The organism is Haematobacter massiliensis (assembly GCF_000740795.1).
GTDB classification, from domain to species: domain Bacteria; phylum Pseudomonadota; class Alphaproteobacteria; order Rhodobacterales; family Rhodobacteraceae; genus Haematobacter; species Haematobacter massiliensis.
Window position 1 is genome coordinate 121,836 of record NZ_JGYG01000010.1, and the last position, 13,209, is coordinate 135,044.

Genomic DNA, 13,209 nt, shown 5'->3' on the forward strand with positions numbered 1-13,209 from the left:
GGATAGCGTTGGCGCGCTGCCCGGCCGCTTTCGTTTCACGATGCGCTCTCAAGCTGCACCCCCTTGATCCGCATGGCGACTTCAATGGCTGCGATGATTTCCGCGTTCATCGTGCGGTGGTGTTTCTTCGCCTCAGCCTTGATCGCGTCACGCCATCCATCCGGGAGGCGCATCATGAACTTGTCGCTTTCTCTGGTGGTCATGTTCTCCATTCCGTATATGCCACCGTGGCACAAGACATGTATGCCACGGTGGAAGCATGGTCGCAACAAAAATTGTATGCCACGGTGGCAGAAAATGAGAATCGGCAGATGTCTACGATACCCACAAACCGCGAAAGTGACCGCTTCATGCTCCGCCTCCCCGACGGGATGCGGGACCGGATCAAGGCCGCCGCTGAGGCCAACAGCCGCTCCATGAACGCTGAGATCGTCGCACGGCTGGATGCGTCATTCATCCCTCCTCCCGACAGGGTCACAGTTGAGGCGGGCGAGACCACCTACAGGTTCCCATCGTACGATGAGTTCATGGAAGTCGTGTCAAAGGCCGTGGAACAGGCGAACAAGGCCATGAAGGACGAGAAGTGACGCTTTGCCGCCGCCTGACACATCCTAACTTCTTAATCTTTGCCCTTGCCAGAATCGCCGGCATCACGGCACCGTGACGACGTTGGTTAATCGGGGGATTTGGGATGAGAGCGTTTGCGCTGGCGGCTGCGGCGTGCCTGACGGTGGGGCAGGCTGATGCGGCGATTGTGACGTACACGGCTGTGGCGACGAATGTCTCAGCAACCTACCTGCGTTATTTCTACGACGATCTTGGTAATTATCTCGGCAGTAGGACGGGCGATTCTCCAACAGTCGCGGATATGGACATATCCCTAGCATTCACCTCCGAACGGCTGGAGCCGGGGCAACCCTATGATCTGATATCAGCAACATATGACGGTATCCTTGTCGAACTAAACGGCATGCGCGCCAGTGCATTTGGCAATGTTCTAGGCGGCACCGTGATTTTCGAAGAAAACCTAAACTTAAGCTTCTGGGATATTAACTATTTAGACTTGAGGTACCCGAACAATATTATCGGTTATCGACAAGTTTACTCGTTTATGGATCGTCTTACTTTTTCGGATACCTTTAACGGGTTTGGTTATTTCTCTGATCTATACCCGCTTGCCAAGTATGGCGAGATTGTCAGCTATGAATTCGAATACCTAGAGGCAGCCGGTAAGGTTTGGGAAGTAACGTCCCCCGCCCCTGTTCCCCTGCCCGCTGCCGCCCCGCTCCTTTTGGCCGGGACAGCAGCCCTCATCGCTCTCCGCCGCCGTCAGAGGGTGGTCGTCGATAGGTGAGGCCACCACCGACCAGACCCATCACGATACCCTGAGACCTGTATCCCGCCCGAGAAATTTTCCAGCGGATATGCCTCCTTCACGACGCCATCAGCAATAGCCTCGTCCTCGTCAAATGCCTCCTGCTCAGTGGTACCAGCGGTACCTGAGCGGGCCTGACTCGTGAACGTCAGGGGCGACGGCCACGCGGCGCCGTCCCGCTTGACAATGGTAACAGTCTGTCCGGACAGTGTTGCTGTATAGGGGATTTGTGCACCCCCGTTTGAGATGCGGAAGCAGCACAGGGCTGTCGGGGCAGGACTGTAAATCGCGCCTCCGTTGGCTGGATTAGCAGTGATCGTAATGGTCATTCGGTCACTGCTAATACTCAGATTGGACCAGTAGGGGTGCTCGAAATCGGATAGGCCTGCGGCCTTCGCAATGCCTAACGCCATCACCGACGCTTGCTGCAACGCCCCCTTATCTATACCGGTTTGCGTGCTGTAAGCGGCACCAGTGTAGATATGGCGAGGATGAACGGAACCGCGCCCGTTCTGGGTGGTAAGCCCCACCAGTGGCGGCGTCATGGTGCCGCCCAGATCGTACATCGCCTGCGCCTGCCTCGTGCACTGCGGAACGCCGAATTGCGAGCGCACATAGTTCTGCGTTGCCAGACGATATCCCGGATTCAGAATGTCATCCAGTTTTCCAAGCTGACCGGGAAGCCCTCCTGCGCTGGTGACTTTGAGATAGCTTTGCGTGTCGTCCATCTCGTTGAACAGGCAAATGGACACGTCGCCGCCAGCAAGGTCCACTTTAGTGCAAATATCGTCCCACTCCGCCTGCACTCTGAAAATTTCGCTAGCTGGTCGCCCAGATTTTGCGACGGAGATGTAGCACCACCTGTATCCTCCGAACCGGGCGAGCTGGTTGATGGCAGCTCGCGCGCTAGCGCCGGATACCGCGCGGTTTTGCGCGGCATCTGTGGGTGTTCTGCTATTATCGCTGGCCCTCACAAAACCATAGCGGAGTGGACCGACGCCAGCGCCGCCGTTGCCGTTCAGGATATTGTTGATGCAGACAACCATCTGGTCGTCAGGGGCAGTCAGCGGCCAGCCCGGATTGTAAATGTTGCCCTTCTGATTGGGCCACAGGTCCACAGATATCGAAAGGCTCGACGGCCCGAGTGCCATGTATTTAAACCCGACAGCGCAGCGCCCGACGCTCCGCGCCACGATCTCCGGGTTGGCCGTCAACCGGACCTCCCGCCAGCACCAATGCTCCGTGGCAGGGATAGTGCGCGTCACGCTCCATGCGCCACCAGTGATCGTGCCTGCGCTTACCCAGCCGGTGACCGCCTCGCCTCCCGTACCGACAAGGCGGAACTCGACCGCCATCCCCTCCAAGGTGGCGTGAGCCGGACCAGAGAAGGTCACGGCGCGTTCCAGCGCCTCGATCTCGTCCCCACGTAGGCCGTAGACCCAGCCGTCCATAGACAGATTGGGCGCGCCGTCCCGGGTCGAAGGGTATGGGTCATGGTCCAATATGCCGGGCGCAATCCGATCCTGCGTGGTATACGTCCCGGACTGCTCGTGCAGCGCGCGCGTTGCGTATCCCGTTTTTGCCATGAGGGCGGCAAGCGCCGTTGATGTCGTGAGCTTGCTGCCCGCGAGACCTGCGGTCCTGGGCCAATAACGATAGAGGGGCATGTCAGGCTCCGATCTGGGGGACTTTGGAGAGTGCGGGCCAATGCGCACGGAACAGGCGGAGGCCCCACGTGTCTGACGGGTCGTTAGCGTCGTGAACTTCGGACCGGAATGGGTGCGACCATGGGAATTCAGCGCTAGGCCACGTGCCAAACTGCTGTCCAACTGCGGGCAGAGTTTTGATCGTGTAGTTGACGAGAGGTGCCCAAGTCGGGTTAGTAATGCCGAGCGCTTGGGTGCAAAGAAGGAAATCTGAGCCGGTCGCAAGGTTGCGATAACCGCCTCCGCTGTCCATGCTAAGCGTGTCCTGCGCGGTGTAGGTAGCAGATGTTTCCCTCCACCGAACCGACCAGTTGGGATCGCCCGCCACTACGTCGCGAGGATCATCCATCCAGACCTGATCTCCAACCACGAATGGGTTGGCGTTCTTCAGCGTTAGAGTCATCGGCTGGTTGAGGGTGTTGGTTCCTCCCGGAGCGATGATGGTGGCAGATTTCGTTCCGGCAGTGTTCCGCAGGATCAGGCCCCTAAAGGCATATTTATTGGTGGTGTTGGGAGACACGTTGTTGACGGTCACATTCAGACCACTGACCGCCGTGACGGTGCGGATGGCGCTGCTGTGTGGCATGCCGCTGGTGTTGTGCGGAGTCCGGTAGCGCGCGAGATTCGCAGGCGTCTCGGTGAAGAATTGCCCGAGAATGTTTCCGCCCATCAGCGGAGCTACGCCCTTTGCGCCCATCACAAAAGGAGTCAGGTCGCCGCCAGTGAAATGGCGGTAGAGATAGATCATGGGGAACTGGAAGGTCCAGATGCCGCCGTTCGGCCCCGTGACCGACCCGTCAACCTGCCGACCGAATGAGATGATGGCGCGTATGGCCGCCTTCTTCTGTGCCTCGGTTCCAGCATCGGTCCAGAGGAGGGGCAGGATCGCGGCCTGCACGCCAGCCATTTGCCGCCCATAGTTTTTGTTCAGGATGCCGGAGCCGAAGGGCATCATGTCGGCATAGCCGCCGCCAGTTCCGCCATCAGCCGCCTTGTAGTTACCACGCAGGGAGCCTTGGAATTTTTCGATCCGCGCGAGATATTGATCAAGATCAGCGGGCGGCGAGGTTCCTGCTGAGGCATAATTCGGCAGCGAGTCGTGGATCGCGTCGATATCAACGCCGATAAGCGCTGGGGTGGTGTTGCGGGCCACCGGGGGCGCGAACAGCTCACCTGCTGGCGCAGCACCATTCAGCACGGTGAGGGAGAAATATTCCTCCACCATGCCCGAATTTTGAGCAGTGACTATCGGCAGCAGAGACTTGGCGGCATTGAGCGTATCCCCCGCCGCCATGCTCAGGGGATACGTCACCAGTCGGCTTTCGGAGAACGTGACGTTGACCTGCGTGTCTTTTGTTAGCGCCCGCTGGTCGTAGCCGTGAAGCGGGGTTGTTAGGGCCGATTGCATTGGTGTCGGGTTGAGTGTCGCCCCGTGAATGATCCGCCCATACTCGTCCGCAGTGGTAGCCGGAGTGCGGCTGGAAACCGTCACAGACCCACCGGAGGGGAGGTAGATAATCGCCTGCCGCTGCGGATCATCGGTGTAGATGAGCTGCGCGCCGGGCGGCATTATGCCAGAGATCGTGACATCGCCCGACGAGCTGACTGCCGTGAACGGCTGCTCTGTGGACCCCGCCGCCGTCGTATGCTGGCCCGCCGAAATGCTGAGAGTGCGCACGGCGTAACCGGTTCTAGCCACGAGAGCCGCCAGGGCTGTCGATGTCGTCAGTTTGCTGCCCGCGAGTCCTGCGGCCCGGGGCCAATAGCGGTAGAGAGGCATCACAGACCCCCCGCAGACAGCTCGTTGAATTGCATCGCGCTTCGGTCAGAGGGCGCCTGAGAGGTATACGATTCCCATCGCACGCCGGTTTTCGTCCCCACCGGGTAGGTGCCGGTGTATGTCCCCGTTCCGACCTCCACGCCCCCAACCAGCAGGCTTATGGCTTTCGTCGAGCGGTTGATTGAGAGGCGCGCTGTGTGCTCCGCCATGACGTCGCCCATGCCCGGGACGGAATAGGTTATCAGCGTAGAAATGTTTCCGCCGATCCGCTCATGCACCCGTATTGCATCGCTTGCCCCCCCGGCGCTGGGTACGAAGAATGCCAGCTGGAGGTAGTTATCTACGTCGATCCCAAATGCGAGGAACCCGAGCGTTCCTGCTCTCCTCTCTGCCGCCTGTCCGGGCTGGTTTGCCCCCATCGCATAAGCGCTGGCCTCGATATACCCGCCTTGAGCGGGGAGTTCGTAGTTGTTCAGCTGCATGTTTCTGGCGGAGTTGTTTGAGAGCCCGCGTACTCTGCCCCCCGGGGTGATCCACATGCCAGTCGTCGTCAATGGCGCAGACCACACATGCGAGCTTTCCGAGACATGCCCTGCGAGATTGGCCCCGAGATTTGTCGAGAACGTGTCCACGAATTCTACCGCCGCTGGCGTGTCGAATTCGGCAGTAGCGCTCTCTCGCCAGATTCGATAAGCTGTGCTCGGCAGGTAGCCTGACGTTGAGTTCCCTTGGAACGACACAGAGTTCCCGAACGTCGTAAGCTCGGGCTGCGTCTCGTTGAAATCGCCTTCCGGGATCATCAGAATCTGTGTCACAGCTGGCGTCGGCGACGTGCCCGGTACGATTCGGGCGCTGTTCGGCGTGATGTTCGTGACAGACGGGGTATTGGGCTGGCCCGGCATGATCGGGATGGTCAGGACACCATCTGCCTCAGAAAACGCCCAATCGACTTGGGGCACCGTGTCCGACCATGCGCTATTAGCAACGGCAGGGGAACCGACGCCATTAGTCGCTGTAGATGCGCGGGAATACTGGTAATTCGCGGCAGGCGTGAACGTGAGGCCGGTTACCACATCCTCTGGCGTCCCTGACGGGGGCAGACGCCGCTGGATTTTATGCGTGGAGGTAGGGTTAGGATTGCCTCCGAAGGTCGCCGCCGGTACGGTGACAGGCACACCCGCTGTCAGCGCGGGCATCGCAGGGTTGGTGATGACATAGGGCGCGACATCCGTGCTTGCTGCCGCGACGGTAAAGCTCATCGTATCCGTCGCCGATCCTGCGCTATTCGTGACGGTGACCGACACGACGTAATCGCCGTCCTCGATGTCGTCTATGACCCGATTCCACGCCCCTGCGGGTGATGTGAACGGGGCTCCATTGCGGGTGATCGTCCACACCGGCGTCGGATCGGGAGTGCCGGTACGAGTCGCGGTAATCGTGACGCTGTCGCCCTGCGTGACCGCCCCGGCTGGCGTACGCGCGAGACTGACTGTCGGGGCGACCGCCGGGGGAGCGATGACAGCCGACCAGCCGTCGCCGTAAGACCAGACCTCGCCGGCGAGGCTGTATCCCCTCGTAGCGGGCCGATAGCGATACCCAACAGCAAACACACCATTCGCCGGGAGCGTTTCTATAGCCCCAGTGGTGCCAAGCTGTCGTTGCACGCCATGGCTGACCTCCGGCTCCGGGAAGCCGGTAAACGTAGCTGCGGTGGAGGTATACGGCTCTCCCGGCAGCAACGCGCCGGTCAGCGTCGCGGGTGTAGCCACGACAGGCTCGGCGTAGACCGTCGCAAATGGCTGAGCGTATACCGTGGTGCGGCCTCCATTGGCATCCGTGCCGATCTCGCGCCAGGTCACAACATCAGCCACCGTCTGCGCGATATAAGGACCGGACGTGATCCCGGTCGCCAGCCATGGGCCAGTACCATTCGCGCGACGGACATATTCGCCCTCGACATCAACGCCAGGCTCCCATTCGCCGGGCACGTGCTCGATAGACGAGCCGACGAGCACGATATTGCCGACGATCAGCTCGGGGGCCACCACCGGAACCACTTTAGTCTTTTTGCCGCCCACTAGGAATGGAAGAAAACGTGCCATTCTTGGCTCTCCTTATTCGTAGCTGTTGATGTCGATTAGCTGATTGCCCAGCCACATTTCCGGGGGTGCTAGACGAAAAAGGGCAGCGTCGGTTTCTGATCGCTGGCGAGCAGGTGCAGCCCTTCGAGGGCGAAAAATTTGCCGACATCACCGCCGTTCAGAAGGAACCCGACGTGGAAAGACGTGAGCGTTGCCGGGATGAACACCGGGCATGAGCTGACACCGACGGTCGTGCCGTAGGACGCCCCGATAGCATCCGCATCAGCGGCGGAGGCCGTGATATTGGCATGGGTCGGAGTCACATTGACCCAGTAGCAAGCCCGCGCATAAAACGCCGCCGCCGCCTCCCACCGCCCGACAAGCGCGACGACGGCCCGTCCGTCATTGATGGACTGCAAAATCTCCGTCGGCACCTGACGATAGATGACCTGCGCCCCGTCTCCCGCCGCGATCCGCGCCGACGCCTCCCCGGTATAAGCAGAGTTGGCCCCGCTCATTGTGGGAGCCACGCCAGTTGACGAGACGGAGAGACTGGCCGGTACAATACCGTTGCGCCACGGCGTCAGGCGACCCTGATAGATCGCGCCGCGCTCCTGTATGTATTGCTGCAACAGCGGCGCTGCCGGAGCATAGATATTGCGCGCAAACGCAATCTGGCTCGGCTGTGAGGCGAGCCGGAACCCCGGCCCATTGCCCCGGATATTGATGTCATGCACATCAACCGTGCCATTGCCGTTGACGATCAGATATTCGCAGGTGCTATTCAGGATATCGATCTGCGATCCGGCGATCCGGATCGGTCCTCCGGCGATATTGCTGGGCGCCGCCGCGTCGATCCGGGTCCGGAATACCTGAGGCGCATTGATCGCCTCGATCCAGCCGCCCTCCCAATTCAGCGCCATAAATGCAGCCGCGTCAGCGACATAGCCATTCGTAAACTGCTCCATGGAGCAATTCTCGAATCTCCACTTAGCCCCGTGCCGCAGCGTGTAGGCAGCAACAGCCGTGGTCGCGCCATGCACGTTGTAGTGCCGCGTGTTGCGGACCTGATTGTGATTGACGAGGCTCGCGTTGGAATTGGACCATGCCTCCATGACCCGGAACTCCTGGCTGCCGCCGAGCCGGTTGCCGGTCTGGCCGAACAGGCAGTCGTCGATCAGCAGATAGATCGGGCAGAACCGGAACAGCAGCAGGAAATTGCAGCTCGCGACCAGATTAACGAACCGGAATCCGCCCGAGTATTTGACCTGGCTCGCACTGTCGTAAAACCGGCAACCGGTCGCGGTGCAGTCGGCATGGAAATCCTCCAGCGTCACGGAGTATATCGGGGCGGACGTGGGGTCGGAAAAGATCGCGCCCCCTGCGACCGTGCAGACCAGCCCGCTCGTCCGCCACGTGGTGTTCCGCGCGCGGCCCCGGATGTGCATGTTTGATACCGGCTGGATGCCGGCGACGGCGTACATCCGCGCGCCCAGCTGGACTTTTCCCCGACTGATCGCCTTGGTCAGCCGCGCGCTGTCGTCCGTCGATCCATCGCCTGCCGCACCGAACGCATCGAGGTGATACCAGCCCTGCTGATCCGGCTGGACGCGCAACATCACGCCTCCGGCCGTGCTGACGTCCGGGTCGCTGCTCACCACCAGGTAGCCGACTATCGCCGCGACCGTCAGCCCCGCAGTCACTACGTCGCCGGGATCATAGGGATAGCTGTCAGACAGGGCCGCAAGCACCGAGGCGTAATGCGCACCGCTCACTAGTCGCCAGCGCGATCCGTCTGTCAGCTCGGTAGCGCCCCCGGAATCGCGGGCATAGGTCAGGATCATTCCGCCGAGCACGACGCGGGCGACGAGCACCTCCGCCGGGATGGCCGCTGCCATAAGGGCAGCCTTGCTGGAAAAATCATACCGCTGATCGTCGGCATGCGGGGAGCGGAGCCAGTGACCGGCATATGTCACCCCGCCACCATCCGTGAGTGCGACCAGTCGATCCGCGACGGCGAAATTCTCGCCATCCACACCCCCGGCCCCGGTCACGATCCACGCGTCTCCCGGCCGGATTGGAGAGCTGTCGGGGCGTGTCGTGGGGAAGGCTCCCGATGAGGCGTCCCACTCTCCGACGACCAGAACCCCGCTGGATAGCGAGTCGATATGCGTCTGAAGGATTTGATCTCGCGCCACGTAGTCCGTGAACATCTGCTGTAAGACAGCATTGATCGCGGCCTCGTGCATCGCCTGCGTCGTGTAAGCATTCGGAGGAACTCCCACAACTGGGAGGCTGTAGATGGGTGCCGGCATGAATTGATCCTCAGGAGGTGGTGGCGCTGATCGAGGGCGTCGAGAGGCTGGACGCAGCCCCGTAGAGGTCGATGGAGCGCGCCCAGAAGTAGAGCGTTTCGCCAGAGCCAAGACCGCTCACGATGGTTTCGACCACGGCATTCGGGGAGACGTAGCGAGGGCCGTCCACAAGCGTGGAGGCGCCCGGATCGTTGATGGATGAGCCGTAGACCTCGATGGCCCGGAAGTCGGGATGGTTCGGCGCGGTGAACTCGACCGAAATTTGTCCCGCCCCTCCGGTCGCTAAAACCGGCGTCGGCGCGGGAACGTCAGTTGCAGGTGGGTCTGCGACGATGCCAGTGATAGTGGCCCACATTGAGACCTGCCCCGCGAGGTTGACCGTGCGAACCCGGACCGAGTGGCTGGCGCCAAGGTCTGGCTCTGTCAGGATGCCGTAAGCGCGGTCGAAGATATCCTCCAAGTCGAAGGCGATGCTGCCCCCGGAGCGCCACGCCGTCTGGTCCGTCGACGTCCATTCCCACTCGTAGCGGGCGGCAAGAGCGCTCTCGACAGGATCGAACGAAAAGCGGATAACCGGAGCCCCGTTGATGGTTAGTGACGTTGCCGCCATGGCTGTTGGGGCGCTCACATCCGACGGCTGCGGGTTGTAACCTGACCCCGTCCCGATCTCGTATTCATATCCCGGCTCCCAGTAGTAGATCGATGCCGCCGTCTCCTTCAGAACGACAGGGCACCGCATCGCCACTCCGTCATCCCCCATCGGGTCGAGCGCGAGGTTGATGCTCTGCACCTCGTAGGTGCCGCTCATCGCGGCGTAGGGAGCCGGAGCCGTCAGCGGCAGCACAGACCCCGCGATTGCCCGGATTGCGGATGGCGGGAGCGTACAGCGTATCTGGCGCTGCATCCGCGCGCGAAGCCCCTCGATCCTCTGCACCCGCATTGCCTGCGTCGGGGATGTGATCCACGTCAGGTCCAACGACACGGGCTTATCGACCCCGCCATCTGCCTCCATCGCACCGGGAATCGGCCATTGCCCGAGGTCGGCGTCCTCATAACCTCTCTCTGCCGAGGTATAGGATGCCGAGATGGACGTGGGCAGATCGTTCCCTGCGGCCCAACGCTGGAAGTCGAGCCCGTCCTCCGCGAGAATGTCTGTCACCTCCGGGAGTGGATCGACCCACGCTCCGGGCGCAATGCCAAGCTTTCCGCCCGCCCGAATAAACCGTGCCGCGCCAGCCGCAGCCATTGGGGCAAGCTGGTCCTCAATCTCCGCATCGGTCCACACGAGGATGCCGCCGACGCTGTAACGGGCCTCATATCCGCCGCCAGAAAGAGGAACGTCTTCATCCGCGATGTTCGCCGCGGCTATGAAGTGATCCATGATCAGGTCGCGCTGGTGGAACTTCCGAACCGGGTTGTTCATCAGGGCGTCCAGAATGCAAAGCGCGTGGTTGTCGCTCCATCCCGTCGTGTTGGTGCGTGGATCCCATACCGGCGTCCAGTTGCCCTCCACCTCGATATTTGGCGGCGATGCTGGCCAACGGGTGGTAAGCCCCCTGCTCCGGCCAGCGTTCGCCCTGATCCAGATCACCGTCATTCCGCGCCATGCATCCGTTGCTTGGAAAAGCTCCGGCACCTCATCCAGTATCTGCTGCGGCGGCTGCGTCTGATCCCCGCGACCAATCCAGAACCGGACGAACTCTACAGGACCAGGCGACCCTTCCTCCCTGTCGTAGAGCGGAGCAGTCGTCGGGCGGGCCCCGCCTCCGGCGCCGAAGTTGTAGAGGTTGCCGGTCAGCGTCTGCTCCCGCTTGTCGACGAACACCTTGAACGGGCCTGCGCTCGGACGGCTATTGAGGATCAGGCAGCCGTAGAGGAAGTTTCCTTTGACCAGCCACGGCGCTGGCGTGCCGGGAACGCGGTAGGTGCCGTAGACGGCCCGATATTGCGGCGTCGTCGTCGGGCGGGCCAATTCGCGCTGGATGTCAGATGAGCGTGCCGACTTCCCGAGCAACGCTTGCGATGCCGTGGACAGCAGCAGCGAGGCCGAGAGGTTCGCGAGCGCGGTCCCGAACGCGGTACCCCATGTGGCGTAGGAGCCCGCTGCCGCGATGGCGGCGACGGCTAGTTGCGGCATGGGACACCCCAGGTCATCACGGCGGCATTGGCGGTCGCGAACCCGCCTTCGGTCTTTCCAGTCCACACCTGCGGAGAGACAGCTATCGCCAGAGAGAGCCCGTAACGCCCCTCGACGAGTCCGATATCCCCAGGCTCCGCCTCATCCTTGGCAGCGAGGCCGTGCTTGACCGCCTGCGCGTGGCAGAACGCGGCATAGTCTGGACCTTGGATGCGCAGCGCCTGCCGGGCCGTGCTGTACGCCCCACGATACCGACCCATCAGGTCGATGCCGTGGAGACGGAGGAACACGTCACAGGCTGAAGCGGTGCAGTCCGACACACCCCATTCCCACTTGCGGCCCATGACCTCCATCACGATCCGCATCACTGCCTCAGGTGTCAGTTTTCCGGCCAACGCTGCGTTTCCGTCCGTGCGAGAGCATTGATGACGTGCCTTCCCGCGGTGTCTCCGGGGTACTTCCGGCTCTGGTCTTCGGCGGTGTGGTAGATCGACGACACCGAGCGAGCGCCTGGCCCGGAGGCAAGGGTGATTTCGATGTAATGGGTGATCCCGGTATCGTCCGCCTCTATCGGGACGGCAGACGAGTCCATGTAGCCCTCGTGGAAGTTGATCGGCTCGCCGACGAGAACGTTTCCCTGCGGCTGCGTGACTGCTCCCCAGTAGAGCTTGCCTTCCCGGTTGCGGATCGGGTCGCTGATCCGGGCCATGATCTCATCCGACGACGAGGCAAGGCGCAACGTGGCCGTAGAGGCCGCCATGCCGAGCCCCTCCTCGCCTGACACGACAGAGGACGCATCCCCCACGCCAAGCCATTCCTCGCCATGCCAGACGATTGTGCCTTTGCCCGAATGCATCCGGACCTCCCCCGACGGCCAGTCGAGCCACAGCAGCATCACGGGGTGGAACGTCTCCCCCTCGATGGCCGACATGAGGGCTTCATCGACTTGCCGGCTTAGCTCCACGGATCAACCTCCACGAAACCGGCCGTCTCATCCTCAAACACCTCGAGAAAAGACCAGTCATAGAACCAATCAGAGTTGACCACACGGGGGGCTCTAGGGATGGATAGTGCCTCGAAGGCCGAGCTCTCTTGGGTGCCAATGTGAACCCGTCGGATGTTGGCGGGTCTCTCTCCCTCGATCTTGACTATGGCCACTCCTGAGGCATCCGAGATCACCGGGGCCATTATCATCCGAGTAACGGAGAGCTCTGGGTCTCCATAATAGATGGTTACGAACTGGCCCGGCATGGCTATGATCTGGCTGGGCGGTAGGCCGCTCACCTCGACCCAAGCGGGGATTGCTCCTGAGGGCGAGACACTAACAGCGGAGACTGGCGGTCCGTTGAACCAGCGAAGCTCCCCGCCAAGAGCTTGCCAACCCAGTGGGTCGGGGCCTGATCCCTGAAGCCACTCGAATGGTTCACTGTTAAGCACTCCGTCCGGAAACTCGGGCTCATCCGGGTTGAGCGGGAAGCTGTCCAGCCTGACGAGGTGTGTCCCACCTTCCAGAAGCCGCTTCAGGGCCTCCATGTAGCCCGCGCCCATAGTGGTCCCTGCCGATACGCTGATGGTCGCCACGCGGCGACGGCGCTGCGTCGTGGAGATGTAGCGACGGTTCGACCACAGCGACCGGGATTTCGCGACGGGCTGATCCACCGACCACTCGAAGCTGCGGAACCCGACCGGAGGCCAAGCATAGACGTTAACCATCGTGCCTATCTTCCACTCGGACGGTCACTTTTTCCGATGCTACTCGCAGCGCGGAGGCTTCAGGAGGCGCGGGAGCTTCCGCCTTCACCGTTACCTTCGGCC

At 61.6% G+C, this 13,209-nt stretch carries 11 protein-coding genes; 2 read left to right on the plus strand and 9 right to left on the minus strand.

Features of this window, described 5'->3' with window-relative positions; genetic code table 11:
- Positions 1-35: 35 nt before the first annotated feature.
- Positions 36-203 carry an Arc family DNA-binding protein gene (locus CN97_RS20335; protein ID WP_169743198.1) on the minus strand — a complete coding sequence of 56 codons (168 nt, stop codon included), beginning with the start codon at positions 201-203 and terminating at the stop codon, positions 36-38.
- Positions 204-311: 108 nt separating this feature from the next.
- Between CN97_RS20335 and CN97_RS14640 the strand changes: the two genes are divergently transcribed.
- Both CN97_RS14640 and CN97_RS14645 read left to right on the plus strand, forming a co-directional pair.
- Positions 312-587 carry an Arc family DNA-binding protein gene (locus CN97_RS14640; RefSeq protein WP_035712882.1) on the plus strand — a complete coding sequence of 92 codons (276 nt, stop codon included), beginning with the start codon at positions 312-314 and terminating at the stop codon, positions 585-587.
- Positions 588-691: 104 nt separating this feature from the next.
- Complete coding sequence (locus tag CN97_RS14645) at positions 692-1,354, plus strand: VPLPA-CTERM sorting domain-containing protein (protein ID WP_035712884.1); 663 nt, start codon at positions 692-694, stop codon at positions 1,352-1,354.
- On the opposite strand, the gene CN97_RS14650 is transcribed toward CN97_RS14645, so the two are convergent.
- From CN97_RS14650 to CN97_RS14685, 8 genes are all read right to left on the minus strand, one after another.
- On the minus strand, positions 1,330-3,042 hold the full coding sequence (locus CN97_RS14650) for a hypothetical protein (protein ID WP_035712885.1): 1,713 nt from the start codon (positions 3,040-3,042) through the stop codon (positions 1,330-1,332). The genes CN97_RS14645 and CN97_RS14650 overlap by 25 nt on opposite strands.
- 1 nt (position 3,043) lies before the next feature.
- Positions 3,044-4,861 (minus strand): hypothetical protein, encoded by a 1,818-nt coding sequence (locus tag CN97_RS14655; protein WP_035712887.1) that lies wholly within the window; start codon positions 4,859-4,861, stop codon positions 3,044-3,046.
- The gene (locus tag CN97_RS14660; protein WP_156969589.1) at positions 4,861-6,909 is read right to left on the minus strand and encodes a hypothetical protein; all 2,049 of its coding nucleotides are present in this window, start codon (positions 6,907-6,909) and stop codon (positions 4,861-4,863) included. The genes CN97_RS14655 and CN97_RS14660 overlap by 1 nt, the downstream gene beginning before the upstream one ends.
- Positions 6,910-7,031: 122 nt before the next feature.
- Positions 7,032-9,257, minus strand: coding sequence for a hypothetical protein (locus tag CN97_RS14665; RefSeq protein WP_088217553.1), 2,226 nt, complete (start codon positions 9,255-9,257; stop codon positions 7,032-7,034).
- A 10-nt stretch (positions 9,258-9,267) separates the two neighbouring features.
- A complete protein-coding gene (locus tag CN97_RS14670) occupies positions 9,268-11,394 on the minus strand; it encodes a phage tail protein (protein WP_035712893.1) in 2,127 nt (708 codons plus the stop codon).
- Complete coding sequence (locus tag CN97_RS14675) at positions 11,382-11,789, minus strand: DUF6950 family protein (RefSeq protein WP_140418243.1); 408 nt, start codon at positions 11,787-11,789, stop codon at positions 11,382-11,384. The genes CN97_RS14670 and CN97_RS14675 overlap by 13 nt, the downstream gene beginning before the upstream one ends.
- The gene (locus CN97_RS14680) at positions 11,774-12,325 is read right to left on the minus strand and encodes a hypothetical protein (RefSeq protein ID WP_035712897.1); all 552 of its coding nucleotides are present in this window, start codon (positions 12,323-12,325) and stop codon (positions 11,774-11,776) included. The genes CN97_RS14675 and CN97_RS14680 overlap by 16 nt, the downstream gene beginning before the upstream one ends.
- Positions 12,326-12,348: 23 nt before the next feature.
- A complete protein-coding gene (locus CN97_RS14685) occupies positions 12,349-13,107 on the minus strand; it encodes a hypothetical protein (protein WP_035712898.1) in 759 nt (252 codons plus the stop codon).
- Positions 13,108-13,209 lie beyond the last annotated feature (102 nt).

Bases quoted from the DNA above. Each gene is read 5' to 3' on its own strand.
- CN97_RS14650 (WP_035712885.1), bottom strand. From the start codon at position 3,042: ATGCCCCTCTATCGTTATTGGCCCAGGACCGCAGGTCTCGCGGGCAGC.
- CN97_RS14665 (WP_088217553.1), bottom strand. From the start codon at position 9,257: ATGCCGGCACCCATCTACAGCCTCCCAGTTGTGGGAGTTCCTCCGAAT.
- CN97_RS14685 (WP_035712898.1), bottom strand. From the start codon at position 13,107: ATGGTTAACGTCTATGCTTGGCCTCCGGTCGGGTTCCGCAGCTTCGAG.
- CN97_RS20335 (WP_169743198.1), bottom strand. From the start codon at position 203: ATGACCACCAGAGAAAGCGACAAGTTCATGATGCGCCTCCCGGATGGA.
- CN97_RS14680 (WP_035712897.1), bottom strand. From the start codon at position 12,325: ATGTCGGCCATCGAGGGGGAGACGTTCCACCCCGTGATGCTGCTGTGG.
- CN97_RS14645 (WP_035712884.1), top strand. From the start codon at position 692: ATGAGAGCGTTTGCGCTGGCGGCTGCGGCGTGCCTGACGGTGGGGCAG.
- CN97_RS14670 (WP_035712893.1), bottom strand. From the start codon at position 11,394: ATGCCGCAACTAGCCGTCGCCGCCATCGCGGCAGCGGGCTCCTACGCC.
- CN97_RS14640 (WP_035712882.1), top strand. From the start codon at position 312: ATGTCTACGATACCCACAAACCGCGAAAGTGACCGCTTCATGCTCCGC.
- CN97_RS14655 (WP_035712887.1), bottom strand. From the start codon at position 4,861: ATGCCTCTCTACCGCTATTGGCCCCGGGCCGCAGGACTCGCGGGCAGC.